The 25780-nt window shown below is 55.1% G+C and carries 19 protein-coding genes and 1 tRNA gene; 11 read left to right on the top strand and 9 right to left on the bottom strand.

What is annotated here, in order from left to right; all coding sequences use genetic code 11:
- Positions 1 to 90: 90 nt before the first annotated feature.
- Positions 91 to 1095 carry a polyprenyl synthetase family protein gene (locus Mal52_RS00940; protein ID WP_145373742.1) on the top strand — a complete coding sequence of 335 codons (1005 nt, stop codon included), beginning with the start codon at positions 91 to 93 and terminating at the stop codon, positions 1093 to 1095.
- A gap of 27 nt (positions 1096 to 1122) precedes the next feature.
- Here Mal52_RS00940 and Mal52_RS00935 read toward each other — a convergent pair whose 3' ends face one another.
- On the bottom strand, positions 1123 to 1551 hold the full coding sequence (locus Mal52_RS00935; RefSeq protein WP_145373741.1) for a DUF4870 domain-containing protein: 429 nt from the start codon (positions 1549 to 1551) through the stop codon (positions 1123 to 1125).
- A 383-nt stretch (positions 1552 to 1934) separates the two neighbouring features.
- On the opposite strand from Mal52_RS00935, the gene Mal52_RS00930 reads away from it, so the two are divergent.
- Together Mal52_RS00930 and Mal52_RS00925 are read left to right on the top strand one after the other, a co-directional pair.
- Complete coding sequence (locus tag Mal52_RS00930; RefSeq protein WP_145373740.1) at positions 1935 to 3644, top strand: ABC transporter permease subunit; 1710 nt, start codon at positions 1935 to 1937, stop codon at positions 3642 to 3644.
- Between the two features lie 131 nt (positions 3645 to 3775).
- Positions 3776 to 5062 carry a CNNM domain-containing protein gene (locus Mal52_RS00925; protein WP_145373739.1) on the top strand — a complete coding sequence of 429 codons (1287 nt, stop codon included), beginning with the start codon at positions 3776 to 3778 and terminating at the stop codon, positions 5060 to 5062.
- A 324-nt stretch (positions 5063 to 5386) separates the two neighbouring features.
- Here the strand turns inward: Mal52_RS00925 and Mal52_RS00920 are convergent, their stop codons facing one another.
- Positions 5387 to 6640 (bottom strand): SGNH/GDSL hydrolase family protein, encoded by a 1254-nt coding sequence (locus Mal52_RS00920; protein ID WP_145373738.1) that lies wholly within the window; start codon positions 6638 to 6640, stop codon positions 5387 to 5389.
- Positions 6641 to 6799: 159 nt separating this feature from the next.
- The gene (locus tag Mal52_RS00915) at positions 6800 to 7495 is read right to left on the bottom strand and encodes a lysophospholipid acyltransferase family protein (protein ID WP_197534580.1); all 696 of its coding nucleotides are present in this window, start codon (positions 7493 to 7495) and stop codon (positions 6800 to 6802) included.
- A gap of 381 nt (positions 7496 to 7876) precedes the next feature.
- Here Mal52_RS00915 and Mal52_RS00910 point away from each other — a divergent pair, with 381 nt between their 5' ends.
- From Mal52_RS00910 to secD, 5 genes are all read left to right on the top strand, one after another.
- Positions 7877 to 8527, top strand: a complete 651-nt coding sequence (locus Mal52_RS00910) for a TlpA family protein disulfide reductase (protein WP_145373736.1) — start codon at positions 7877 to 7879, stop codon at positions 8525 to 8527.
- 69 nt (positions 8528 to 8596) lie between these two features.
- Entirely contained in the window at positions 8597 to 9706 is a 1110-nt protein-coding gene (locus Mal52_RS00905; protein ID WP_145373735.1) for a type II secretion system F family protein, read from the top strand.
- Between the two features lie 114 nt (positions 9707 to 9820).
- Complete coding sequence (gene tgt / locus Mal52_RS00900) at positions 9821 to 10936, top strand: tRNA guanosine(34) transglycosylase Tgt (protein ID WP_145373734.1); 1116 nt, start codon at positions 9821 to 9823, stop codon at positions 10934 to 10936.
- A gap of 335 nt (positions 10937 to 11271) precedes the next feature.
- A complete protein-coding gene (gene yajC, locus Mal52_RS00895; protein WP_197533617.1) occupies positions 11272 to 11628 on the top strand; it encodes a preprotein translocase subunit YajC in 357 nt (118 codons plus the stop codon).
- 95 nt (positions 11629 to 11723) lie between these two features.
- Positions 11724 to 14741 (top strand): protein translocase subunit SecD, encoded by a 3018-nt coding sequence (gene secD / locus Mal52_RS00890; protein WP_231962492.1) that lies wholly within the window; start codon positions 11724 to 11726, stop codon positions 14739 to 14741.
- Positions 14742 to 15107: 366 nt separating this feature from the next.
- Here secD and Mal52_RS00885 read toward each other — a convergent pair whose 3' ends face one another.
- Together Mal52_RS00885 and Mal52_RS00880 are read right to left on the bottom strand one after the other, a co-directional pair.
- The gene (locus Mal52_RS00885; protein ID WP_145373733.1) at positions 15108 to 15929 is read right to left on the bottom strand and encodes an SDR family NAD(P)-dependent oxidoreductase; all 822 of its coding nucleotides are present in this window, start codon (positions 15927 to 15929) and stop codon (positions 15108 to 15110) included.
- A 98-nt stretch (positions 15930 to 16027) separates the two neighbouring features.
- Complete coding sequence (locus tag Mal52_RS00880; RefSeq protein ID WP_145373732.1) at positions 16028 to 16960, bottom strand: metallophosphoesterase family protein; 933 nt, start codon at positions 16958 to 16960, stop codon at positions 16028 to 16030.
- Positions 16961 to 17381: 421 nt separating this feature from the next.
- Between Mal52_RS00880 and Mal52_RS00875 the strand changes: the two genes are divergently transcribed.
- Positions 17382 to 18224, top strand: a complete 843-nt coding sequence (locus Mal52_RS00875; protein ID WP_145373731.1) for an alpha/beta hydrolase — start codon at positions 17382 to 17384, stop codon at positions 18222 to 18224.
- Between the two features lie 184 nt (positions 18225 to 18408).
- Here Mal52_RS00875 and Mal52_RS00870 read toward each other — a convergent pair whose 3' ends face one another.
- Positions 18409 to 19779 carry a tetratricopeptide repeat protein gene (locus tag Mal52_RS00870; protein ID WP_197534579.1) on the bottom strand — a complete coding sequence of 457 codons (1371 nt, stop codon included), beginning with the start codon at positions 19777 to 19779 and terminating at the stop codon, positions 18409 to 18411.
- A 117-nt stretch (positions 19780 to 19896) separates the two neighbouring features.
- Positions 19897 to 21597: a radical SAM protein gene (locus Mal52_RS00865; RefSeq protein ID WP_145373729.1), complete on the bottom strand. Its 1701-nt coding sequence runs from the start codon at positions 21595 to 21597 to the stop codon at positions 19897 to 19899.
- Positions 21598 to 22135: 538 nt separating this feature from the next.
- Between Mal52_RS00865 and Mal52_RS00860 the strand changes: the two genes are divergently transcribed.
- Both Mal52_RS00860 and Mal52_RS00855 read left to right on the top strand, forming a co-directional pair.
- A complete protein-coding gene (locus Mal52_RS00860; protein WP_231962912.1) occupies positions 22136 to 23029 on the top strand; it encodes an ADP-ribosylglycohydrolase family protein in 894 nt (297 codons plus the stop codon).
- Positions 23030 to 23246: 217 nt separating this feature from the next.
- Positions 23247 to 23319: transfer RNA gene (locus Mal52_RS00855), tRNA-Lys, on the top strand.
- Here the strand turns inward: Mal52_RS00855 and Mal52_RS30425 are convergent.
- A complete protein-coding gene (locus tag Mal52_RS30425) occupies positions 23281 to 23907 on the bottom strand; it encodes a site-specific integrase (RefSeq protein WP_420824965.1) in 627 nt (208 codons plus the stop codon). The two genes, Mal52_RS00855 and Mal52_RS30425, sit on opposite strands and share 39 nt — an antisense overlap.
- Before the next feature lie 1130 nt (positions 23908 to 25037).
- Positions 25038 to 25601: a hypothetical protein gene (locus Mal52_RS00845; RefSeq protein ID WP_145373727.1), complete on the bottom strand. Its 564-nt coding sequence runs from the start codon at positions 25599 to 25601 to the stop codon at positions 25038 to 25040.
- Between the last annotated feature and the right edge of the window lie 179 nt (positions 25602 to 25780).

The following is a 25780-nucleotide window of genomic DNA, read 5'->3' as shown; positions in this document are numbered from 1 at the left end:
TCACATGCTAAAAATGTCTCCCGGCTCGCCGATTGGCCCACGCCTCTAGACACGCATGGAACAGAAACACTCAAGACGAGGCGGAGTGACATGAAAGATGTGGTCGCAGGATCAACGGGAGCGTCCGGTTTGCTGGGGCAAATCGATGAGCTGTTCGGCGACGATTTGGTACGTGTCGAACAGATCTTTGCCGAAGAGCTTAAGAGTTGGCACCCGTTTGTCAACGACGTGCTCGGGCACATGACCCGCTTCCGCGGCAAACGGTTGCGGCCGATCTTGCTGTTGCTCTCGGCAAAAGCTTGCGGAGCGGTGACGCACGACCATTTGGTGCTCTCCGCTGTGGTAGAAATGATTCACACGGCGACGTTGGTGCATGACGATGTGCTGGACGATGCGGAAATCCGCCGGCATGTCGCCACGATCAATTCTCGCTGGAACAACGAAACCAGCGTGCTGCTGGGGGACTATTTGTTCACCCACGCCTTTCATTTGGCCAGTGGGTTGGAAAGCACCCTCGCCTGCCGGTTGATTGGCCACTCGACGAATCTCGTTTGCGAAGGGGAATTGGCGCAGATTCATGAGCGGGGAAACCAGGATCTGACCGAAGCTCAGTATCTGGAGATCATCGAGGGCAAGACGGCTGAGTTGTGCGCCGTCTGTTGCCAACTGGGTGCTCATTTCGCCGATGCGGGGGAAGCCACCACGGCGGCGATGCGGGAATATGGCCGCTGTCTGGGCATCGCTTTTCAAATCGCCGATGACCTCTTGGACGTGTTGGGCAACGAGGGCGAAACCGGAAAGTCGCTCGGTTCGGATTTGAAAAAGCAAAAGCTCACGCTGCCGTTGATCCGCCTGTTGGACCAATCGTCGCCTGAAGATGCCACGGAAATTCGTCGGTTGTTGGCCGATCCGACTGAACCCAACCGGGACAAGCTGCAAAAGTTCGTCGCCGGCAGCGACGCTATCGAATACGCGTTCGCTCAGGCCAATGAGTTCGCGCAGACCGCGCGTCAACAATTGGCGGAACTACCCGATTCGGTTTCCAAACGGTTATTGGAAGAGATCACCGAATTTGCCACGCAGCGTAGTTGGTAACGGCAATCGGTCGGAGTGTGCGCGGGCCTAGTACAAGCCCATGTGTTTTCGGGCCAGCTCGCCGACGAAGGCGTACTCATACATCTCGCCCCGGTGAGCGTGCAGACCGACGATGATCGGATAAATGATCCCGGCGACCGCCAATCCCAGGATCACCGGTATAGCGACGATCACCCCGACACCCCATGTGACGAATGTAAATATCCCGGCTAGCACTCCCACAACGATAATCGCGAGTTGAAAATACAGCGATTGCAGGGCGTGAAAGGCCACATAGCGGTTCTTGTCCTTGTAGAGCACAAACAGGATCAAGGGCACGATCACGTTGGCCGGTGCGGCCACCAGGACCAATAATCCGCTGAGATGCGCCAGCAAAGCCCACAGCTTGTCGTCATCGGTCGCGGACAAGTACTCGACAGATTCGGATTCTTGGTTTTCCCAGTCGGTGGTTGCCATGGGTTTTCTTCCTCTCAGTTGCTGTTGCCGCAGTTGTCGCTGTGATCTTCTCCAATTCGCAGTGTGATCCCGTTAACCGGTACACATTTAGAGAATTCCAGCCTTCGTCAGGGGGCGGCGGTTGGCGACGGCAAAGCGTCTTCTTTATACTGGATGCTACGAATGCCATTTGATGGACAAAAAACTGCCTGATCCGAGGTGTCATTCGCAAATCGAACTGTTTTCTTAGCTGCGGACGACGAAATCCGTGGATCGTCACGGGAAATCGACAACGCGCGCCATCATGTTTTGGCTGGCCGGCGTAGTAGCCGTCAGTGCGCGTTTGTCCACCGAAATGTCACACATCAAAACGGCCTGACCACCCTGCTCTGCTGGAGTTCACCTTGTTAGCTGGCCCAATTTTTAATCGCGAGGCGATCACGTCGCCGCGACAGCTGAAGCATTACGTAATGCGTGCGGGCTATGTGGCTGGCATGTTTGTACTGATGTATACTACCAGCCAAGCCACCTTTGGTTGGCAGTCGGCACAGACTGTTGGCGAAGTGGCTCGATTCGGCGGGCTGTTGTTTCAAATTTTCTCGCTGGTGCAGCTGGTGCTGGTTTTGTTTTTTGCCCTGCTGTTTTCCGCGGGAAACGTCGCGCAAGAAAAAGACCGTCAGACGCTGATTCTGCTGTTGATGACCGATCTGAAAAACCGCGAGTTGGTGTTGGGCAAATTGTTTTCCAGTTTGCTGCTGGTGGGCGTGCTGCTGGCTGTGTCGGTGCCTGTGTTTGCGCTGACGTATGCGTTTGGCGGGGTTTCCCTGGCACAAATTGGGGCGTCTTTGGCGATCTGTACGGTCACAGCGCTGGCTTCGGGCAGTTGGGGTGCGTTGGTCGCCCTGTGGCGCGAGAAAACGTTTCAAACATTGGCGGTCAGCGTCCTGGGCACCGTGCTATTTATTGGCGCCGTTGAAGCCGGCGCGCTATTCGCCGGACCGGTGGCCGGTTACTGGATCGGCCTGCTCAATCCGTTTCGGGCGATGATGCAGGTGCTTAATCCGTTGGGCCCCTCGGGCGATGTGTTTCCGGTTGCCAATATTTTGGCGCTGTTGGGTCTGGCTGTGGTGTTGAACGTCGTCGCGATTCTGCGTTTGCGGGTCTGGAACCCCTCGCGGAATTTGTTTGTGGCCCCCAAGGAAGATGACATTGACACCTCCACCGGCAAGGGCAAAGTCCGCACGGTCTGGACGAATCCGGTGATCTGGCGCGAGATGCGGACCAAGGCCTACGGCCGTAAAATCTTTGCGATCAAGGCGGCCTATCTGGCGATCTTTGCAGCGGCGATGGCGTTTATTGTCGCCAATCCGGTCTCTGACGGAACGTTGGTCCTGGGCATGATTTCCATGAGCGGCTTTGCATTCGTGGTGATTGGATTGCTTGGCTTGTTGTTGATCAACGCGCAAGCGGTCACGTCGCTGACGACCGAGCGGGATCTGAAAACGCTGGAGCTGCTGTTGGTCACCAACATTACGGCCAAGGAATTCATCTACGGAAAACTGGGGGGGATTTTTTACAACACCAAAGAAATCATCCTGCCGCCGCTGATTATGGCGGTCTACTTTGCCGCGACCGGAGTGCTTTCGGTAGAGAACGTCACGTATCTGATCCTGGGTTTCCTCTGCTTGGCGGCGTTTTCGGCCATGCTGGGTCTGCATGCGGGGATCACGTACGACAGTTCGCGGACGGCGATTGCCAATAGTTTGGGGACGATGTTCTTTCTGTTTTTGGGCATCTTCATTTGCCTGATGTTGATCATCGAATCACGCTCCTCCTTCCTGCTGCAGTTGCCCAGTTTCCTGGTGTTCATCTTAGGAGGCAGTCTCGGTTTATGGGGTTCACTGACGTACAAGAATCCCTCACCGGCGCTCACCATGGCGGCGCTCTCGTTGCCGTTTTTGACGTTCTACGCCATCACCGGGTTCTTATTGGACAACACCTTGGGTGTGTTGATCGCTGTGGCGGTGACATATGGATTCACGACGATGGCCATGCTGGTCCCGGCGGTCAGCGAATTCGACGTCGCGCTGGGGCGCTCGTCGACGGATGGTTAGTCGGTTCAGCGAACCATGAAAAAGCTGTCGGCGCTCTAAGGTTTCGTTGAGTATTCGTGTATAAACGATCGGCGGCAACGACGCGTTGTCGCTGTGCGATACGAAACGAAGGCTTCAACACCGAAACAACAATGAGCAGCTTTCTGGATGCTACTGAAATTTGGCTTCCCGGTACGCTCGCCATGGCGGCGCTGACGGTCGCATCCGGTTTTTTCTCTGCTAGTGAGACCGCACTGTTTTATCTCTCGCGCGATGAACTGCGCGCGTTTCGTGTGGGCAAACCCCGCGAACGGATGGCCGCCACACTGCTGCGGAACCCGGACCGTCTGTTGACGGCCATTTTGTTCTGGAATCTCGTGACCAATCTGACGTACTTCACTGTCAGCATTCTGGTCACGCGCAAATTAGAAACCGAGGGGCACACCGCTGCGGGGGGACTGTTTGGTTTGGGCAGCCTCGTCGCCATCATTGTCTTCGGTGAGGTCCTGCCGAAAAGTTTGGCGATCGCGATTCGTAAATCGTTGTCGTCCTGGGTCAGTTTTCCGTTGGCCGCTGCGGTGCGGGTACTGGATCCGGTCGCTCCCATGTTGAGATCGGTGACCATCTTAGTCCGTCGGACGCTGTGGCCCAAATTCACAGCGGAGCCGTATTTGGATACCGACGACTTAGAGCGAGCTGTGGAGACGACCGAGATGAGTGAAGATCTCATTCGTCAAGAACGGCAACTGTTGCACAATCTGTTGGACTTGTCGGAGATTCCCACGGAAGAAGTGATGCGTCCTCGTGGCAGTTATTTGACATTCGAACCGCCGGTCGCTTTGTCTGATTTGGGTGGTAAAATCCCGCCGAGTGGTTATGTGTTGTTGATCGAACCGGGGGGCGAATCGATTGAAGGTGCGGTTCCGATTTTAAATTTTTCGTCGCTCCCTAAAAAGAACCTGGAACAAAGCGCCGAAGAGGTGGTGGTCGTTCCCTGGTGCGCATCATTGGCAGTGACGCTGCAGTTGCTGCGGTCGCAGTATTGCAATGTGGCGGAAGTGACCAACGAATACGGAGCAACGATCGGCATCGTGACCTACGAGGATATCCTCGACACCATGCTCCGCGCGCAACCCAGCCGCGCCAAACGGTTGTTACGTCGTGAACCGGTTGTGGAGATCGAACCGGGACGGTATCGCGTCGATGGGATTACGACGCTGCGGTACCTGTGCGCGCGGCTCGATTTGGATTTTGAACCGTCGGACGAAGGAACGCATACTGTCGCGGGACTGCTGAACGATGAACTCGAACGGGTCCCTGAAACGGGCGACAGTTGCCATTGGCGCGGATATCTCTTTACCGTCACCGACGTTTATCGCCCGGGCAATTTCACTGCCGAAGTCCGCCGCGATGAGCCGCCATTGGAATCAAACTCGTGACTCCCCCCCAGCGCGGCTAGGCCGGACCAAAATGACAATATTTTTTAGCCACAGATTAAACACGGATCAAACACAGATTCACGGGCGTGACATCGCAGCATCCCAAACCGACGGCTTGCCGTCGTGCACGGCGATCCTAGCCCAGCAGAGTGACCGAATGATTTCCGACGAAAAACATTCGACCGGATCCTCCGCCATTGATTTTCAAAATGGCTGCTGTGCACCGGAACATCAATCAGCCTTGCCGCACGAAAAATTGCGCAGGATGCAAAACTTTGAAACGTTCGTCGCACAGGGCACACCCAGCGGCTTACAGGTAAGGCCCTACCGCGTGTTGGGCTTGCCGAGTTGTTCGGCCACCCATTGTTTGAGGACATCGCCGGCCGGAGTGGAATTGTCCTCTGGGCGTTTCACGAATGGCAAGTCCTGGGCGCGGATGAGTTGTTGGACCAGTCGGGCACGCGTTCGTTGTTCCGGACTGCTGGGCTCACTGGCGAGCGCCGGATCGATAGCAATGACATCCCAGGTCCGCAGACCGAAACTGAGTGCGTAATTCAAAATCCAACTGTAGGTGCGGACGTATTGTTCCCGCGACGAAGAGGTGGTTTCGATCGGAACGGCGATCACGACCAAGTCGGGCGCCATTTTGCGGATGGTTTTGGATTGTTCCTCGATATCGCTGAGTGACTTTCCGGCGGTTTCCCATGTGGTGACTTTGATGTCGGCGTTGGGATAGACGCGACGGATGGCGACTTTGATTTGCGCATCGAAAGGGGGCATAGCCAGGACATGGATCGGCTGTTTTTTCTGCAGCTTGCCACGTGTCCAGGGAATGTAAGGCGTCGAAACGGGAATGTCCTTGAGCAGAATGCGGCGGCCGAGAATGGCTTGTACGATTTCTTCGGCGATCAGTTTGTGTCCGTCCAAGTTGGGGTGAATTTCATCGCTCATCAACGTCGCCCAAGCGAATTCGTCGCGCGAGCGGAGTGACTGATAGGCTGCGTAACAATCGGCGACTTCAACTTGCTGGGCCTGCGCGACTTGATGGACGGCGGCGACGTATTTTTCCAACTTTGCTTCCGGACGGGACTTGGTGTCGTAGACCGAATTCGGCGTACACAACAAGACCTCGGCGCCGGCGGCGCGGCACATTTCGATGATCTTGGTGAGGTTGTCGCGGTATTCAAACAGCGGCACGCGGGTCATGTCGTTGAGCCCGAACATCACCGTCACAAGATCGGGTTTGTGGGCGAGGACATCTTTTTCGATGCGGGCCAGCGCATCGCGCGTGGTGTGGCCGCTGATACCGGCATTGATGGCTTGGACGGTTGCGCGGGGTTTGGTTTTTTCGAGTGCGATCTGAACCAACTTCGTATACGCTCGCCGACCACCGGTGTGGTAATAGATCCCGGTCACACTGTCGCCGAAGCAAATAACTTTGACAGTCCGGTCGCGTTCGCCGAGCGATTGCTTAAACTGCGGAAAGTGTTCCTCTGCCACAGCGGTCGAGGCGATTACGGAAACGGCCAAGCCGGCGCAGAGCAAGAAACAATATTTGGGGGCAGCGAAGCGAATCATGGGAGTGGACCTCAGGCGGGGAAATCACACGTCCCGTCGGTTGTTGTGCGGGACGATCCATGTGATTCGTGCGGAATCACATTCTCCACGATACCGCAATCTGGAGCCCTCCGCCCCCTCATCCGCAAAATTTCCGGGAAAAAGCGGGGCGCCGAAGCGTTACGCAGCGCGTCGCAGCTGAGGTGCGACGGGGGCGGCGTTTGTGGCGCGGGCGACTTTTTCGTCCAATTGTTCCATGACCTGTTGCACGCGTTGTCGATAGGTTTCGATGCCGGCTCGGTCCAATCCGGGGGGGACGACGACCGGGGGCGCAACGAAGGCCTCGACCGTGCTGAATGGTTTGGGGACGACGAGATCCGTCCAACTTCCACGGACGACCCAGGCATTGTTGCTGGCGAATGCCCAACAGACGATGGGGTTTCCCGATTGCGAGGCTAGATAGATGATGCCTTCTTTCACCGCGCGCCGCGGTCCGCGCGGGCCGTCGGGGGTGATTGTAATGTGCCAACTTTCAGTTGCTGTTAACAGTTCTTTGAGCGCCCGCGTGCCCCCCTTGCTGCTTGACCCACGGATAGCGCGGATGTGGAAGCGTTTCATCGTCAGCGCCAGGATGCCGCCATCCTGATGTCGGCTGACAAGTCCGGCCATGTTTTTGATCGTGCAAATCCCGACCGGCATGACGATCGACTCATGCCACAAGCAATGCAGATAAAAGCGGTCACACTCCGGATTCCGCGGATCGGTTTCGGGCAGGTCGTTGTGGCAACGTACTTTCACCGTCCGGAAGAGTGTTTTAATGATCAGCGCCGACACCCAGGCGCCGAACCTCATCAAATACGGATTTCGAATTTTCATCGTGTCGTTCCCAATCCTGACTTTGGGGATTTCGCCGCATCTCCGGTGGTCTTGGGAAACCTCAGGAGATATCATCAGATTGATAAAAAAACGGAGTGTCTTAATCGATCGGGCGTCGATCGCCAATAGGAGATGTAACGGAAGGGCCTACGGCATGATTTTCACGCCCTGCGAGCCACCCCACTCCCCAAGCGGTGGGAGTTTGTTACAATGACCGCTGAGGGAAAACGGTTCTGTCCCTCGTTTACGGAAGATGTATGCGTAATAAATGCTTAGTATCAGTTTCAAAACCTGAGTTGCGATTGTTCTCGATACGTTCAGAACAGTGTCAGTGAAACGCATCAACGGGTTTTGAAACGACTTGATAGGAGATTTGAGATAATGGCCAAGGGATGCTTACTGTTCGCCGGGTTGTGTTGTATTTGCGTCGTATTTGCCGGATGCGGCAAGCCGGGTGACGAGAACAACGACGTCACGGTCAATCCGCCCACCGACCCGGTCGATGCACCGGTTGAGGAAAAAACGGACGAACCGGCTGCAGAAGACAAAGCGGCTGCGCCGGCGGGCGATATTGAGCTGACAGCGGTGAGCTGGGAGCAGATGCAGGCGATCATTGCGGAGAACAAAGGCAAGGTTGTCGTCCTGGATGCTTGGTCGACCTCGTGCGGACCGTGCATGAAAGAGTTTCCGAATCTGGTGGCTCTGCACAACAAGTACGCCGATGGAGACGTGGTTTGCCTCTCGATGAGCGTGGATTACGACGGGATTCCGAACAAGCCGCCGGAATATTATCGTGAACGGGTCCTCAAGTTTTTGACCAAGATGAATTCGACGTTGCAAAACTATCAACTCAATCAAGAAGCGACCGAATGGTTCGACTCTGTTGAACTGGGCGCGATTCCGGCGGTCTTTGTGTATGGCCGCGACGGCGAATTGAAAAAACGTTTTGACAATGACAGCATCACCAAATCGGACGAGGCGTTTACCTACGAACAAGTCAATCAACTGGTCGAGGAATTGCTCGCAAAATAATTGTGGTGCTCGGGCCGCTCTCACGCAGCGGCCCAGGCGGACGAGCCGTCCCTGGCACCCGAGACTGTGATGGCCACTGGACGGCATTCGCGTGCGTTCCGTTACCATTGCCACCGAGAGGGCCGCATCGTGTTCAGTCCGCGCATTCCTAAAAAGACGCTGTCCAATATCAGTCGCTCGCTCAGCACGATGTTGCGATCGGGTGTGGATTTGATTCGCGCGGTGGATATTGTCGCCAAAAAGAGTGGCAACGCCGCGTGCCGCCGCCGGTTGGGCGAGGTCGCTGACGATTTGCGTAGCGGCGACGATCTGACCGGGGCGCTCAAACAACAGGATGGATATTTCCCGGTGTTGTTTGTGGACATGATTCATGTCGCCGAGAGTACGGGCAATATGCCGGAAGTGCTCAAGGAGCTGGCGGACCATTACGAAAAAAACCTCCGCCTGCGCCGCGAGTTCATGGGCTGGGTGGCCTGGCCGTTGTTCCAGTTGTTCGCGGCGATTTTTGTCGTGGCGTTGATGATTTTGGTGCTGGGAATGCTTGGTACTCCTGATCCCGTTTCCGGCAAGGCCCTCGACCCGCTTGGTTTTGGCCTCTCCGGTGCCAGCGGGGCATTGACGTGGTTAGGATATGCTTTTGGATCAATGTTTGCGCTTGTCTTTCTCTACCAGTTATTGACGCGCGGCTTGGGACAACAGCGGGGACTGCATCGTTTGTTTTTGAGGATTCCCGTACTCGGGAAGTGTCTACAATCATTTGCCACAGCCCGATTTTCTTGGGGATTTTTCCTCACGCAAGATGCCGGTATGCCCATCGGCCCCTCATTGGATGCGAGCTTCAAAGCGACCGGCAATCAGGCATTCGCTAGTGCAGCGCCGGCGGTGATCAGCGATGTGATGGCGGGAGATGATCTAGGACGGGCGCTGGAAAATACCGAACTCTTTACTGACGAATATATTCATATTGTCCAGGTGGCTGAGGCATCCGGAACCGTTCCAGAGGAATTGCATCGACTCAGCCCGGAACTTGAGGACCAGGCGCGGCGGTCTATGAAGAAAATGGCCGCGACGGCCGGCATCGCAGTCTGGATGTCTGTGGCGGGATTGATTATTTTCCTGATCCTCCGCATCGTTTTGTGGTACACAGGAATGCTCTCTGATTTAGCTGAGGGCATTTGAATTTGCAGCGTGTTTCCCCCATCTAGCGGATTCGCGGGTGGATGTGGCAAGGCGGGGTACGTGTTGATTGGTTGCGACGTGGTCGCTTTTTGTTGTCTTTAATAAAGCGGATTCATGTCGCAGCATTTTCAATTTCACTTGGACCATACCGACGAATCGACATCGGCCCGGGCCGGCCGGTGGAGTACGCCGCATGGGGTCGTCAATACGCCCGCGTTTATGCCGGTGGGGACGTTGGCGACTGTTAAGGGGCTGACGGTCGATCAACTGCGCGAAGCTGGGGCGCAGATGGTGTTGTCAAATACCTATCACCTCGCGCTGCGGCCGGGGGCGGATGTGGTGGCCGAGATGGGGGGGCTGCATGGCTTCATGCAGTGGGACGGGCCGATCCTGACCGATAGCGGCGGGTTTCAGGTCTTCAGCTTGGCGAAATTGGCCAAGCTCGACGATGACGGCGTCGCTTTCCGGTCGCACATCGACGGCAGTTTGTTGGAATTGACGCCGCAACGGGCGATTGATATCCAAGAAAAACTGGGGGCCGACTGTATTATGTGCCTCGACGAATGCCCGCCGCACGATGTGCCTCGCGAACGAATGTTGGAGGCCGTGACGCGGACCACGCGGTGGGCGGCGCGGTGCCGAGAGGCTCAAACCCGTGATGACCAAGCATTGTTTGGAATCGTGCAAGGCGGGACTGATCTGGGACTGCGCGAGGAATCGGCGGCGGGATTGTTGCCGCTGGATTTCCCCGGATATGCGGTGGGGGGGCTGAGTGTGGGGGAGTCACCGCGGGAAATGTACCAAACGCTCGACGGCACGGTTCCTCTGCTGCCGGCGGACCGTCCGCGGTACCTGATGGGAGTGGGGACGCCCAGAGATCTGCTCGAAGCGGTGCTGCGCGGCGTTGATCTGTTTGACTGCGTGATGCCGACCCGCAACGGCCGCAATGCGATGGCGTTTACGAGCGCTGGGCCGGTAAAAATGCGGAATTTGAAGCATCAGCGCGATCCTGGACCGCTCGACCCGGCCTGTGACTGCCCGGTTTGCACGCGCTACAGCCGCGCTTATTTGCGGCATTTGTTCATCGCCCGGGAGATGTTGGGGCCGATCTTGTTATCCTGGCACAACATCGCATTTTATCAGAAGTTACTGCGGGATCTGCGTGTGGCGATCGCTGAAAACCGGGCCGAAGAGTTTCGTCAGGTTCATCTTGCCGCCTGGGGCCAATGAATCTAAGATGCCGCCCCAAATTGGCGATGCCGCTGCGGAATCGCGAGTTTTGGGCAATTGCCGTGGGGCGTCCGTGCCACAGCGTTGCTTTTCCCGCGAAAAGACTCTAAAACCGGGCGTTCTATCCGTTATAGCGGGTAGAAGTTGCGTAAATCGCCGCCGCAAGTGTGCGGCGAACTGTTCACGTGACCACATGTTGGGATCGTTGCTTCGCTCTAGCGGAGAGCGGTTCGGGCGTATCGCATGACGCGCGCCATGATCGCCCCGATGCGAGACGCGGATGGGCAGTCTTTGACATCAGGATGTTTTGCAGGCCTCGGCGGAAGTGAATAACGATGATTTATTGGATGACAACAGCGGCGTTTTTTGCCCAGGATGCGAAAGGCGCACCAGCCGCGGATGCTGAGCAAAACCCGTACTGGTGGTTGCCGTTGGTCGCAATTGGCGTGCTGTTTTATTTCATGATGATTCGCCCGCAAAAGCGGGAACAGGCGAAGCGGCAATCGCTGCTCGATTCGCTGAAGAAGAATGACAAAGTGGTCACGATTGGCGGGATCATCGGCACGATTGCCGCAATTTCGCCCGACAGTGACGAAGTGACCGTGAAGGTCGACGAAAATACACGCATGCGATTTCGCCGTTCGAGCATCCAACAGGTGGTCACGGCGGAAACGGAAGCGGAGAAAAGTTAAGCGGCTGAAACGCGGCGGCCGGTTGAAATTGTTTGCACCGGCATCTGTTTGATGACACTGTTTGAATCACGGATCAAGCTCCGGGACGTTAATTCATGTATCTATTTTTTGCCGCCGAAGAAGTCACCAACGGCGTTACAATTGTCGCCGAAGAAGCCACCACCGGCGACAGCGCGATGATGCAGTTCGCGAAGATCGTGTTGGTTCTATTTCTGTGCTTCGGCCTCCCGTTTATTCTGGGACACCTGATCGCCAAAGCCCTGAAGCTGCGGGATCTGGCGAGTAAGATCGGCTGGATCCTGTGTGCGATCACGCTCGCTTCCAGCCCATTTATGTATCAGATGTACGCGGGAAACAGCCCGTGGTCTGCGATCAAACTGGGTATCGACTTAGCGGGTGGCTCCAACTTGGTGTATGCCCTGGACGTCAAGGCTGCTGAAAAAAGCAAGGTCGAGGTCTCTGGGGATTTGATGGGTAAGATGGTCGGCGCGATCATCAAGCGGATCAATCCCGATGGCACAAAAGACGTCGTCGTACGTCAAGTGGGAGCGGACCGGGTGGAGGTCATCATCCCCGGCGCCGACAAGCAAACGGTTGAAGACTACAAGTACAAGATGACCAAACTGGGAAGTTTGGAATTCGCGATTGTGGCCACACCCCGCAATCCAAAGCATCAGACGATCATTAACAAAGCGCAAAGTTCGCCTTCGGCCATTGTGCGTAACCGCGAAGGCAAGGTAATCGCACGCTGGCATCCGATCAAACCGCTTCCGAACGGCGAACCCGACCCAAGTTATTCCAGTGCCGTGACTCGCCAAATCGTGGGTAAACCGGACGGCTTTGAGGAACTGTTGGTCGTCGTCGATGAAGACGAAACCAAGCACGTCACGGGCCAATATCTCCGCAGTGCTTCGCCGGAATTGGGTGAAGACGGCAGTCCGGCAGTGGGCTTTTTGTTCAACAGCGACGGAGCGCGACTCTTCCGCCGGTTGACGCGGCAATACAAACCGCTTGAGGATGGATTCCAGTATCAGTTGTCGATTCTTCTGGACGATCTGGTGCAATCCGCGCCAGCGATCATTACCGAAATTGGCGCGCGGGGGACCATTACGGGGAACTTCACGCAAGAAGAAGTGCAAAACCTGGTCAATGTGCTCAATGCAGGGGCCTTGCCCGTTCCGTTGGAAAAAGCTCCGATCCAAGAATACACGATTGGTGCGTTGCTAGGCGAAGCGACGATTCAACAAGGCAAGACCGCCTTAATGTTGGCGTCGGTTGCCGTGTTGATTTTCATGTTGGGATTTTACGGTCGCTATGCAGGCGTGATTGCCGATGTGGCCTTACTGATCAATATGGTACTGATTGTTGGGACGATGGCCTTCATCAAGGCATCGTTCACCTTGCCCGGTTTGGCCGGTTTGGTATTAACCATCGGTATGGCGGTCGATGCCAACGTGTTGATCTTTGAGCGGATTCGTGAGGAATTGGGGCGCGGCTCCAGTTTGCGAATGGCGATTCAAAATGGTTTTTCGCGTGCGTTTACCACGATCGTCGATGCCAACGTTACGACATTGATCACCGCTGTGATTCTGTATTTCATCGGTACCGACCAAGTGAAGGGCTTCGCTGTCACGCTGTTTATCGGGATCGTGATGAGCATGTTCGCCGCCTTGTACATTGGCCGGTTGTTCTTCGACATCCTGGAACGTAAACGCTGGATGACGGAATTGAAGATGCGGCGTGTCATCGGCGCAACCCACTGGGACTTCATTAACAAACGGCATATTGCCGCCGTAGTTTCACTGGTATTGATTGCCATCGGATTGGTGGCCTTTTGGAATCGGGGCGACGAGAATTACGACATCGATTTCCGCGGCGGAACGATGGTCAGTTTCCGCTTTACGGAGAAACACGACTATCAGGAGACGAAGGACGCGTTGGAGGAGAAGTTCTTAGCCAACTTCAACGAGAGCGGCATCACATTGGAGTCATTGCCGGGCGCGGACGGGGAAGACGAAGGTCTTGCCTTCAAAGTACGTTCGACTGCAACGAACCTGGAGGGTGTCGGTGAAAAAGAGGTGGAACAGGCGATCAATGAAGCATTCCCTGGTCAGCTAACGCGCGACAAGATGGAATTTGGAACGATCGAACCGGTGGCTGTTGAAGTTGTTGAGACAGAGACCGAAGAAACGCCTGCTGAGGAGAACGCGAATCAACCGGAGCGTCACGCGGTGGTGTTATCATTCAGCAGCGACAACGAATCATTTAATGGCTTAACCTTCGATACCATTACCCGCAAATTGAGCGAACAACTGGTCGATGAAGAGGGCAATCCAAAGTTCACCGACGAAGCTTCATTGTTTGCCTTCGACGTGATCGAGGGATATGAGCCGCAAGGGTCCGATAACGAAGTACAACGCTTTGAAAAGATTAAATTGATCGCCGATAGCGCGTTGTCACAGGCCGACCTTGAAGATGCATTGAAAAAAGTACAGATGGATATGGAGGAAAACCCCGCGTTCTCCGGCGTGCAACGCTTTGAAGGCCGGGTTGCTTCCGATGCCAAGTTCAACGCACTGTATGCTATCGGTGCCAGTCTGATCGCGATCATCGCCTACATTTGGATTCGTTTCCAACGCATCACCTTCGGGTTTGCTGCTGTGGCCGCGTTGGTGCACGATGTGTTGTGCGTGATCGGCTTGGTCGCCTTGGCGTCCTACATCAACAGCATCTTCCCAGGGGTGCTGGGCTTTGAAGACTTTAAAATCAATCTGCCCATGATCGCCGCGTTGTTGACGATCGTAGGTTATTCACTCAACGACACGATCGTGGTCTTCGACCGTATCCGTGAAGTCCGCGGCAAAAACCCATCGCTCGACGAAACGATGGTGAATACGAGTTTGAATCAAACTCTCGCACGGACTCTACTCACGTCGCTGACAACATTGATCGTGGTCGTCATTCTCTACGCCGTTGGTGGCGAAGGAATTCACGGCTTTGCCTTCTGTTTGGTCGTCGGTGTGGTCGTGGGTACCTATAGCTCGATATTTGTCGCCAGTCCGGTCTTGTTGTTCCTGATGAAATGGACGGAAAAGCGTAAGGCGACGACGTAGTAAAGAGTGGCCGGTAGCGAGTGGCCAGTGGCCAGAGAAGGTAGGGTGCGTTGCGACGCACATTTCCCGTGTAGGACAATTGATAGACGCCTTCCGCAATTGGCGTGACCGTTGGGTAGAAATAAGCCTCGCGCAAAGTCGCAAAGCTCGCAAAGAGTTTTGCGGCGCCAATTTGTTGAGCATTGTCTTGCGTAGATCACATCGAATTGGCCGAAACCATTCTCTTTCAAAAATGATTTCCCCACCACACAGACATCATTCTTGAATCGGTCGACCCCTGTACCTTCTTAGCGCTCTTCGCGGCTTTGCGTGAGGCTTCTTTTCCTACGCTTGAGAGTTGATCCCGCCCCGTGCACAACACGCCTGTTAGGCGGGCCAGCATTGGGTGCCGCCGTCGACGCGGAGTACCTGACCGGAGACGAAGGCTCCCAACGGTCCGGCGAAAAACTCGACCACGCGGGCGACTTCATCGACCAGCGCGATCCGCTCTAATGTTCCCTCGGTGACCAAGCGGTTTTCGTCGACCTCGCGGGTGCCTAAAAACCGGCCCGTCCGCGTGTCGCCTGGGGCAATGCTGTTGACGGTGATATTGTGCGGACGCAATTGAACCGCCAGACAACGGGTATATTCGACTTGAGCTGCTTTGGCGGTCGCATAAATCGCGCCGCCGTCGGATCCCCGAAAGGCGGCGATGGAACTGATATTCACAATCCGCCCACTTTTACGGGGGATCATGAGCTTCGAGACCTGTTGGTTGATCAAGATCGTGGACAACAAATTACGATCGATGACCGAACGGACGTCGATGCTCTTGATTTCAACAGCATCATTGGGATTCGGTTTGCCTCCGGCAGCAGCGATATCCCCGCCGGCGTTGTGCACGAGAATATCAATCGGCCCTAATTGTTCCGATACAGTTTCGACGACACGAGCGACGTCGGCTTCTTGGGTTAAGTCACCTAGCACTGACAGCGACCGCACACCGTGTGTCTCGCCGACGGCTGCAGCGGTATCGGTCAGTGTGGTTCCCTCACCATATTCCGCCGGACCATGTTCGCGCATGCCGTGAATACCGACAGCGCAACCCAGAGAGGCGAGTTGCTCGGCGAATGCGCGGCCTAAGCCACGTCCGCCGCCGGTGATTAACGCAGTTTGTCCGTGGAGCAGTTTGGGGGCAGGATCGGGCATGAAAAATGAGTTTCGTAACGTGACCCCACAGCGAAACCGAAGCTGTGGGGAAGGTGAATCAGGGAACGTAAAAACCTGAGCCGGACAGAGTCCGTCGGTTATTTTCCTTTGCGGACGTCGGGGACGGTGCGGATATTTTTGTGATCGATGCCATCCAGCATCAAGTTTGAGATCACTGGGCCATCGTCTTTCATCGTGACCCACACCACATGATCGAAGCGGCCTTGGTCTTTGCCACTGAGATTCGAGCCGCCGCCGGTGGTGGCCAACATGTAATAATCACGTCCTCGGCGAACCGATTTTGCATAATTGTGTTTGTGTCCGGAAAACACCGTATAAGGCCGGTCGCCCAGCGCGTCTTCGATCGGCGCCCAACCGCTGGCCTCTAAATCGGCATCGACGTAAGTCCATGTCGGCTTATGCAACAGCACGATGGTCCAGCGGGCGTCTTCGTTCTCAGCCAGCACAGCCTGGGCCCACTCTTGTTGGTCCTGGCTGAAATGGAATGATCCCGTGCGCGGCGGGTCTTCGCTATTGAGGCAGAGAAACAGTACGTCGTGGTAACGAAAGCTATAGTAGGACCGGCCGAATTTGCGATTCCATTCCTCGAACATCGGCATGTTGCTGATGTCGTGGTTACCGGGCAAGTAAAAGAACGGCATGTCCAACCGTTCCACATTGCTTTGAAATTCCGACCACTCGAGCGCCCACCGCCCGGGATCCTCTGTGCCTCCCTCGATCAAGTCACCGACGGACACCACAAATTCAGGCTGCAGCAGGTTCAATTTGTCGATGGCCCCTCGAAAGACCCCCGGGCGATGCCCGCCGGTTCGGTCTGTGACGATGGCGAATTGAAAGTTTTTGGGGTCGTTGTTCAATTGCAAATCGGTCCACGGGTTCTTGGCCTCGACGGCGATTTGCAAATCGGGTTCAGCGGACTCCTGCGCCGGTTGCGTGGCACCGGTCGCCGAATAGAGCGCTGCCATGCCCAAAATCAACAAGGCCGCACTGCTGGTGACGAGGGATTTCATACTGGGGGGATCCTTAGCTGGGGAAGTAGGCTCGAGGCTTGAAGGGGCAGGCGTGAGGGTTGGCGGTTGGATATCAAATAAAAATGGGGGGACGCGCGCGGGTCCTAGTGTTGACTTTACCGGTTGGCTAGACGGGTTTCAATTGTGGGCTAGGTGTGTGTGAAGGAAACGTGAATGTCCGCTCGCTGAATTCTTCCACCTGTTGACAAATTGTGACTCAAACATCGTCCTACTGGGAAAGTCATTTGCTCGAAAACCCTACCACAGGAGGGCGCAGACGCGATTTTTGCCGTCGTGCGGGCTTTCTCAAAAGCTAAGCGCCGTTGACAGATTTTGGCGGTTGCGATACACACGTGCGTTCACTCTCTCATACCCCCTTTAGTATTTCGTCACCGTCACATGACTCGGCAGGAGGCCGCGCATGAATGTGGTTTGGTTGGCCTACCGATTGTCTGTACTTTCGGCCATCTCAATTCTCGGCGGTTGCTACGCACCCGGCCGCGGATTGCAGTCCCCCTTGGCTGCACTCGAGAATTCGCTGGTCTTCGCTCCCATTCCGTATCCGGATGGGGATTGGACCCCCGAAGGGCTCGGTGTCGAAGACGTTTGGTTTGAATCGGCTGATGGAACGAGTTTACATGGCTGGTACCTACCGCATCCTGAGCCGCGGGCTGTGGTGCTGTATGCGCATGGCAACGCCGGCAACCTCAGTCACCGTGCCGCGACAATTCGCGAGTTGCATGATGCGCACGATCTGTCGGTGATGATTTTCGACTACCGCGGCTACGGTCGTAGCGAAGGTGTTCCCAACGAAGTGGGAATTCTACAAGACGCCCGCGCTGCCCGGGACTTACTCGCCCAGCGCGAAAGAATCGCGCCTGAGGAGATCGTGCTGATGGGTCGATCACTGGGAGGCGGCGTCGCCGTCGACCTGGCTGCCGAGGATGGGGCGCGGGGGCTGATTCTGGTCAGCACGTTCACCTCGCTCCCCGACGTCGGTGCCCGCTCGTTTCCTGTGCTCCCGGTGCGGTCCCTGATGCGCAATCGCTTGGATTCGCAGTCAAAAATCGGCAATTACGAAGGCCCGTTGCTGCAATGCCACGGCGACGCCGACCGAGTGGTTCCCTACGAAATTGGATGCAACCTGTTCGAGGCAGCCAACCACCCCAAACAATTCGTCTCAATCCCCGGCGGAAACCACAACGATGCCCTACCCGCGGAGTTTCGCCGCGAATTGGACGGTTTTATCGCGCGATTGCCGTAGTGAGAGAATCACGCCGCCGTTCACGATGCGATTGCTAACAGCTGGCAGCAATTTCGGTGAGAACTCGGTCGGCAGGAAGTGTTTGTGTGCGAAGGTGCTGTTGCCCGCACCACTACGGCCGTTAAGAACGACAAGGGAGAGTTTGGGTTACGGATTGCAATTGCGAAAAGGGGTTCACTATCGCTTACTGCAAGCCAATCAGTCGTGCTGTCGCTTGGGCGGTAAGGTTACCCTTAAGACTAAGTGCCCGCTCGATCAATGCTGATCTCTCTGGTGCATCTTTTGGCAATGCACCTGCAAGAGAACACAATAATCGGCTTTCTAAATCAGGCTCGGGTGTAAGTTTTAGACCTGCCCGGTAACAATCGATGGCGTCGTTCGTATTGCCACTTCGGCTGAGAAGATCGCCGAGAATCAAGTGAAATGCAGCAAACCCGGGATAGGTGTCCGCCGCTTTCTTGGCGATGGCCAAAGCCTCGTTTGGATTTAACCCGCCATCATCCAAAGCACGCAACAATTGGAATTCCTCGACTGTGACGGTTCCTTTATCAAGTGCTTCCGCAAGCCAGATGTCACTTCGACAGCGAAACCAACCCGGCGCCAGTTGTTCGACTTCCGCGAATGTATTCTTGGCTTGCGCAAACGCCCCCAATTCCAACAAACACACCCCGCTTTGATACAACGGATCAGGGTTATACGGATCGACCTCGGAAGCTTGTTGGTATTTCTCCAATGCATCAGCTAGTTGCCCATTCGTTGCAAGTTCATTTCCCTGTTGCACAATTGTGGAAGCCATTTGTAATGCCATTCGGTTTCGCACAAACTGAAAACCAAACCGACCTTCTTCAATACCGGTGATTTCATCCATTTCATACGTCTTGCCACCATGCACGCAAACGATGCGGCACAACGGTTCACCCTCTTGAAGCAATTGGATTCGTTTCTCGATCTCGTTGGTGTCATGTCCCAACTGTGATTGGAGTTTGAGCAGTTTTTCGGCGGTTGAGACTGCTTGTTTTGAATCTCCCAAATATCGATGAGCTTCCAACAAAAAATTGAGGTAGGTCAATTCACCTTCAATATCATCGGAATTTATGCAACGCGCGAGAGCAGCCTCGAAAGGCTCAACAGCCTCCAGTACTTTGCCGGAGTGAAACAGAAGTTCCCCCAAACGCCCCAACATGAAGGTTTCATATTGACGGGCGGCAGGTCCACCTAAGCTTTTTGCACGTTCAAGGTTTGATTTCGCTTCGGTTATCAATTCGTCATATTCTAACCGCTCCATTCGTTCAGGAAGCTGATCCAGCCATTGATTCCACTGGAGAATCGGATTGTCCTCAGAGGTACCACACAGCTTCTCCCACAACTCAGGTGTCTGGCAATGTGTCGCAAGGCATTGGGCGACCTCACCTATTGCTTGTACGTAGTTGTTAATCGAAGCAGGGTCACTTGCCAGCTCTTCCGGGATCTTGCAGAGTGCGTCTACGTTGGCAACGACTTGATCCTTGTACAGTTGGCACCATTTTTGTCGCCTTCGTTTCGATTCGGAAGCCACAGTAATGAGCCGAGCACGCAATTCGTCCAGCGAAAGCGTTTCAACCTGCTTTTTTCGAAATGGCCAAAATGTCATCGCGAGCTTCCTAGCTGTGTGGCATGATGCATGGGTTTTTGATCAGTCATACGAGTGAGCATTCCCTTCCAGATCAACCCATTTACCATAGGTGACGGCGCAGGGGAAATATTCTGCTGGCTGGAATCTTGGCATTTGACTGAATTCCACGGATGCAAAATGCACGTGGCTGCACACTTCCCGTGTTTTGCCAGCCAATTGGTCGATGTGAACTGGGTTTTGAGGGAGTTTTCTTTGGTGGTAGGGACCACCGGCATAGTCGTCGTTGGCATACGTATAGAAACCAAATCGGTGCGGGCTGGGGTAAAAATCTTCTCGTAACAACGAGAGCACTAACCCTTCTTCGTATAAAGTGCGCATTGATTCACGGGGAGTTTCATAGACCCACGCAACCGTATGCCCCTCGACGGGAAGCAGCATGGAATCGCTCGGGAGTCGCTCCATCACGGACACGTTCTTGAGCCAGCAAATCGCATCTATGCGTGATTGGTGATATCCATAATTGCTGGAAGCCGAAGTATTGTGAAAGTATTCTTCGTTCCAGTTAAAGAGGCCAGTGACCATTCTTCGTTTTCCATGCGGAAGTTCTTCATGCCCTTCTTTACTGAGAGATGATAAGGCAAATCCGCACTCTTCAAGTGTCATATTAGGTGGATCATTGAACCTGTCGATACAGAAAAAATAGCCCGGCCCCGCCTCGAAAAAGTCCACCAGATTAAACTGCACATGATTACCCGCTGCCGGGTCCAACAAGTGCTCCTCAAGGTCATAGAACGAATACTGGTGCCCGAAGACGTCTAGAAAAACCTTGGGAACGGCTCCAGGTTCTTTGGAAGCGAGAAATGCGACATGCCCGTTCTTATCGGTTGCAAACCACTCTGTGTCCATGCTGTGGGCAGCAGGGTAATCCACCGACACGGTCAAGCCGGCATGGAACGTGAAGTATGATAACGGTTCTACAGCTAGGCTGACGTCACGGTCGATCGATAACTCCACCAAGGTTTTGTCACAGGGCTTCAAGCCCACGTCGTGCATGGCTGCACAAAGACCGTAATAGGTCGCCTCCTTCAATTTCCTGCGGGACTCCGTGTAGGAACACCAAGCGACCGATTTATCCCAACGCACGGAACAAAATCGCTGGCTTGCGCCACATTCCGGCAAGCACGTCATTGATTGAAACTGCGGGCTTGCAGCAACGCTGGCTATCTCCTCCGGCGTCGGTGTGTCAAAACCTCGCATGGGAAGATACACAATTTCCTCGTCCGTCAGTCCGGCTGCTGTAAGCGATTCCGCTGCCCGCTTCGCAACGTCGAGCTGGGATTTTGCAACCAGCAGATTGACCCCGGTTCTGATTCCATTTTCTTTCAACAACTGCACGTGCCGCACGACGCGTGCGACCTCTGTCCGATTTTGGGGAAAATGTAAGGAGACGTGTACCTTATCTGGGCTCGCGTTCACCAAGGGGCGCAACTGTCCCTGACCGAGAGGCAGGCCATTGGTCGTGATCGACCGAAAGAGCACGCCATCAAGGCGTTTCAGGATTTCGTTGATTCCATCGAACTCAAGGGGTTCGCCACCACCAAACGACACGGCTTTGATACCGTGACCGGCGCAGTCTTTGACAAAAGCGACGACCTCGTCCGCTTGCCAGAGCGTAGCTCCGCCTGGGCCGCTCTCGTTGTAGCAGAACGAACAGCCTTTGGAGCACTTGTTCGTGAGCTCAATCGAAATCCGTTCGAACATATCTGTCACACCCTCTACTTGAATCGGACCCGCACCAACAAATCATTCAACGCCGCTCCAGCTGCTAGGCGCCAATAACCGCCGCCGCACGACCCCAGTTGATCGTCTTCTCATCGATAGCACGCCCTATTCGTATCGATAACTCACCCAGATCAGCCGCAGGATGTCGAGCCGTGTTGATTGTCACAAGCACGTGGTCAATTCATCGAACTTGTAGGAACGCGAATCGTTCTCTGGCCGGCAGTTCTCAGCGGCATCGCGACTTCCGAGACAACAGATTACCATGCCTCTGACACCAAATCTGCCCCAACGGTTCGTTATTCAATCGTCTCCAAGACGAGCATTGCGAACTTTTCCTGCGAACCGGTGTCCCTCGGACTATTCCCAAAACAACAAGAAAGGCTGCTTTTGACGGCGTAAACCGGCACCACTCCTTTAAGAACTAAATTGATCCTAGCACTCACGGGGCAGGTACTCAGTGCGGTTTTGTTGTATACCATAGGTGATGCATACCGACTCCTGACTTGAGGTTTTGAAAATGTCAAACGATCGATGGGACAGAGCGTGTTTGTCACTGGACGGCCTTTCGATTGGGGATGCATTTGGCCAGCAATTCTTCTCGCCGGACGTTGCCGCCGAAGCGACAGGTCACCGCCCCCCGACACCGCCGTGGAACTACACGGACGATACGGAAATGGCACTTGCCCTGATGGAAACACTTCGTGACTGTGCGTGCGTCGATCAGGACGTTCTTGCGCAGCGATTTGCCGAACGATTTCAGGCGGAACCCAATCGTGGTTACGGGGCCGGTGCTCGACGTTTGCTGGAGAACGTTGCGCTGGGCGAATGTTGGAAGCCACTGAGCCAGCAGATGTTTGGTGGAAGCGGCTCATTTGGCAACGGGGCGGCAATGCGGGTGGCGCCACTTGGTGCCTGGTTCGCAGATGATGTTGAACTGACCATTGAGCAAGCTGCTCTCTCAGCAGAAGTGACTCATGCAAACTCAGAGGCTCAGGTCGGTGCTATTGCAATCGCCTTGGCTGCGGGCTGGGCATGGCGGTGCAAATCCGAACCTGCGGAAGACTTGATCCCTTGGGTCATCTCCAAGATTGATCAAAGCGAAGTTCGTCGCCGCCTTGAATGGGCAGCCAAATATCCTCTCGATACGGGGGCGTCTACGGTGGCTTCGCAAGTTGGCTGCGGGGTCCAGATTAGTGCTCAGGACACCGTCCCGTTTTGTCTCTGGATGGCTGCTGCCTTTCTCAATGACTATAGCGAGGCGATGTGGACGGCAGTTCGAGTCGGCGGCGATATGGACACAACATGTGCCATCATTGGCGGAATTATCGCATTGAGGGTTGGACCGACCGGCATCCCTGAGCAATGGAAGCAAAACCGTGAACCTTTAGGCTGGAACAACAGTCTAACTTGAGCCGAGCGCCTGATCTTAACCTCAAAGGGAGAGAAGACCGGAGTCGTTGGTGGTCTGCTCACGGGCAATTTGTCACTGGCAATTTGGTGACGATTTCGGTTAAACTCCGAACTTGCTTCGGCCTGATTTTGGTAACGGCAGCTTCGGTGATTTCCGGTAATATCCCCCCGGAAGAAAAGCACCATAAGCCCAACCAAATCAAAACGTTACGACGCAAGCCCCTATAGCTCAATTGGCAGAGCAACTGACTCTTAATCAGTAGGTTCAAGGTTCAAGTCCTTGTGGGGGCACTCAGTAAGCCGCGAGTTATCAACAACTTGCGGCTTTTCAATTGCGCTGCCAGTTGAGCTAACGATGCTTGTGCCAACGAAAGTGCCAACTTTCTGGGCCTGCCAGAGTTGTTCGGCGACTTCGTCGGCGTCCTGATCGACGTAGTAACGCATCGTGGTTTCAATCTGCCGATGCCGCATAAGCAACTGCAAAGTCGCCGGTTTCACGCGAGGCGCCCAGCGAGTGCCGAATCCGCGGCGAAGGTCGTGAGTGCTGGCAAACTTCCCATCGGCTTTGTTCACCACCACGCCGGCCCTCTTCCCGATCGCTGTAACGATGCGGCTTGTGACGTTCACGTCACGTCCCACATTGAAAACCGGCCCGTGTCGATCCGATTCCGGCGTCTGAAGGATGAATTCGGCAAAGTCCGGTGTCATGGGCAGGAATTGGTCTCGACGTCCCTTTTGTGCTTCGGCATAAATTCGGAAGCGCGGATGTCGCCCGTTTAGGTCGATGCAAAAGGGTTCATCCTGGTCCCAAGACACCTTCAGGGATTCCGCAAGTCGTAGTCCGGACAGCCAGACGCCGCGCAGATAAAAACGCCACATTCCGGCTTGTTTTTGGGCTTTCGCTTCCCGCTTGGCTCGAATCCGCTGCCGCTGGGCGTCGCTCGGCTTTCGCTTGTATGGCTTCCGTCGCTTGTCCCGCAACGAGAATTCATCCAGCAAGCCGGCTTCGACGTTGGCAAGCATTCGCTCGAATTCTTCCGAGGTGATCGGTCTACCACGCATCAGTTTTACGCCAGACGCTTGCTTCGGCATATCGAAGTCCGGCAATTCTCGCAGCATGCCTTTGCGGACTGCCCAATTCAAAGCGGTTTTTAGATGACGCAAGTGGCAGGCAACTGTCGTTTCCTTATTGAAAACCTTCCGTAACTCAATCTGGAATCGGCTAATCGTTTCGGTCACCACTTTCGCGAGACGATCAACTCCGACCAGTCGCTCAAAATGGTTGAACGAAGCCGACGTGGCCTGTTGCATCTTGACGGATAAGGTAACCAACCGCTCATCCTCGTAACGTTCGCGAAACTCCGCCCACGTTATTTGGCTGGCTTTTTTGTACCGGCCCTCCCGCAGCTCGGCTTCCCACTTGGCGGCTTCCCGCTCAGCTTCCCGACGTTTCGTCTGCTTCGTCGATCGCTGTTGGCGCTTCCCGGTGAGGGGATCGTCATAGTACATGACGAGAAATTTGCGGCGACCATGCTTGGTCACCTTCACTCTGATGTCTTCCATCGTCTACCTTTCGCGGAATGACGGAGAACCCCTGCGAAAGGATCGCGCGTTTCGCTACAAGCGATCGGCGTGTAGAATTGGTAGCAGCCATGATGTGACCCTCTCGCTAGGGTTGCGTTGTGGATAGAGCCGTCTTGGTGTTCCAGCACCTTGACGGCTCGCTTTTATGTTCGCCGCAAAGGTGCTCGAAGTCAAGCTGATTCCTGATCATCTGCGATTCGGGAAAGGTACGCTAACCAATCCGCACCGAGGACGAAGCACTTCTTCCCGACTTTTACGACTCGCATCTTTCTCCGAACCTGGCGCCACGCAAAATCACCAAGTCCAGCACGTCGCCGGAATTCAGCGGCGCTGTACGCCTCATCGGCTCGGATTACACCCGGCGTCCTCGATGTCGTCATCTCACGACCTCTACTTCCATCGTCGGCGGCGCACACATCCCGGAGCTACACTCCTTCGTCATCGCCTGGATATTGCGTATCAGCGTGGTCTTGCAACTGCCATTCGAAATCACTGGGATCGCGCAGCATTCTGCGAAGTCTTCCCACGCCCCATGCGGTTGGCGGAGGCGTCACGGCCTTGCTCCAGTCGATCTCGAAACGCTTCTCTTCCTCGTCGATTCTCTTGGTTACGAGCAGCAGGTTCTTCACAGCCCAATCCATGTCCTCAACTACGTATTCGCCGATCTCCGATCCCTCAGGCAGATCTGTCCAAGGCAATTCGGTTTCGATGATTTGCGCAACCGCCCACTCCTTCCGCCGCTCTGCTGTCATCTGCCGGAGCGATTTCCCGCCAAACAGCGCAATCGGCTGATCCAACGGATCCACGGGCGGTATATTGCGGACGGGCGCCGCAACATGGTCGGGGGATTGCTCGAGCGGAGGGAATTCCTTCTCCAGCTCTCGCCACGCCGCATCGCTTGCTTCCGGCCTGAGCAATCCTGCGTCACGGTGCTTTTTGATGCGGCGATTCTTCCAATCGACAGCCTCTTGCCATCGCTTTTCTCGCATCAGTCGTTTCGTTAGTTGGTTTTTCTTCTCAGCGTCCATCGAGATTCCTCACGTTCTAAGGTTTTTTGTTCGGCTCTCGCGCGGGTGCGTGCGCGAAAGCGACTTCGTTTCCTCCTGATTGGGCTCGGGATCAGGTCATCCCCCGCCGCCGTTGATCAACCAGTACTCGTTTCCGTAAG

Origin of the sequence: Symmachiella dynata, assembly GCF_007747995.1 — a bacterium.
Taxonomy (GTDB): domain Bacteria; phylum Planctomycetota; class Planctomycetia; order Planctomycetales; family Planctomycetaceae; genus Symmachiella; species Symmachiella dynata.
This window is presented reverse-complemented; position numbering and strand designations above follow the sequence as displayed.

Excerpts from the sequence above, each read along its gene's own strand:
- Mal52_RS00940 (WP_145373742.1), top strand. The coding sequence starts at position 91 with ATGAAAGATGTGGTCGCAGGATCAACGGGAGCGTCCGGTTTGCTGGGG.
- Mal52_RS00935 (WP_145373741.1), bottom strand. The coding sequence starts at position 1,551 with ATGGCAACCACCGACTGGGAAAACCAAGAATCCGAATCTGTCGAGTAC.
- Mal52_RS00925 (WP_145373739.1), top strand. The coding sequence starts at position 3,776 with ATGAGCAGCTTTCTGGATGCTACTGAAATTTGGCTTCCCGGTACGCTC.
- Mal52_RS00920 (WP_145373738.1), bottom strand. The coding sequence starts at position 6,640 with ATGATTCGCTTCGCTGCCCCCAAATATTGTTTCTTGCTCTGCGCCGGC.
- Mal52_RS00915 (WP_197534580.1), bottom strand. The coding sequence starts at position 7,495 with ATGAAAATTCGAAATCCGTATTTGATGAGGTTCGGCGCCTGGGTGTCG.
- Mal52_RS00910 (WP_145373736.1), top strand. The coding sequence starts at position 7,877 with ATGGCCAAGGGATGCTTACTGTTCGCCGGGTTGTGTTGTATTTGCGTC.
- Mal52_RS00905 (WP_145373735.1), top strand. The coding sequence starts at position 8,597 with ATGGCCACTGGACGGCATTCGCGTGCGTTCCGTTACCATTGCCACCGA.
- tgt (WP_145373734.1), top strand. The coding sequence starts at position 9,821 with ATGTCGCAGCATTTTCAATTTCACTTGGACCATACCGACGAATCGACA.
- yajC (WP_197533617.1), top strand. The coding sequence starts at position 11,272 with ATGATTTATTGGATGACAACAGCGGCGTTTTTTGCCCAGGATGCGAAA.
- secD (WP_231962492.1), top strand. The coding sequence starts at position 11,724 with ATGTATCTATTTTTTGCCGCCGAAGAAGTCACCAACGGCGTTACAATT.
- Mal52_RS00885 (WP_145373733.1), bottom strand. The coding sequence starts at position 15,929 with ATGCCCGATCCTGCCCCCAAACTGCTCCACGGACAAACTGCGTTAATC.
- Mal52_RS00880 (WP_145373732.1), bottom strand. The coding sequence starts at position 16,960 with ATGAAATCCCTCGTCACCAGCAGTGCGGCCTTGTTGATTTTGGGCATG.
- Mal52_RS00875 (WP_145373731.1), top strand. The coding sequence starts at position 17,382 with ATGAATGTGGTTTGGTTGGCCTACCGATTGTCTGTACTTTCGGCCATC.
- Mal52_RS00865 (WP_145373729.1), bottom strand. The coding sequence starts at position 21,597 with ATGTTCGAACGGATTTCGATTGAGCTCACGAACAAGTGCTCCAAAGGC.
- Mal52_RS00860 (WP_231962912.1), top strand. The coding sequence starts at position 22,136 with ATGTCAAACGATCGATGGGACAGAGCGTGTTTGTCACTGGACGGCCTT.
- Mal52_RS30425 (WP_420824965.1), bottom strand. The coding sequence starts at position 23,907 with ATGTGGCGTTTTTATCTGCGCGGCGTCTGGCTGTCCGGACTACGACTT.
- Mal52_RS00845 (WP_145373727.1), bottom strand. The coding sequence starts at position 25,601 with ATGCGAGAAAAGCGATGGCAAGAGGCTGTCGATTGGAAGAATCGCCGC.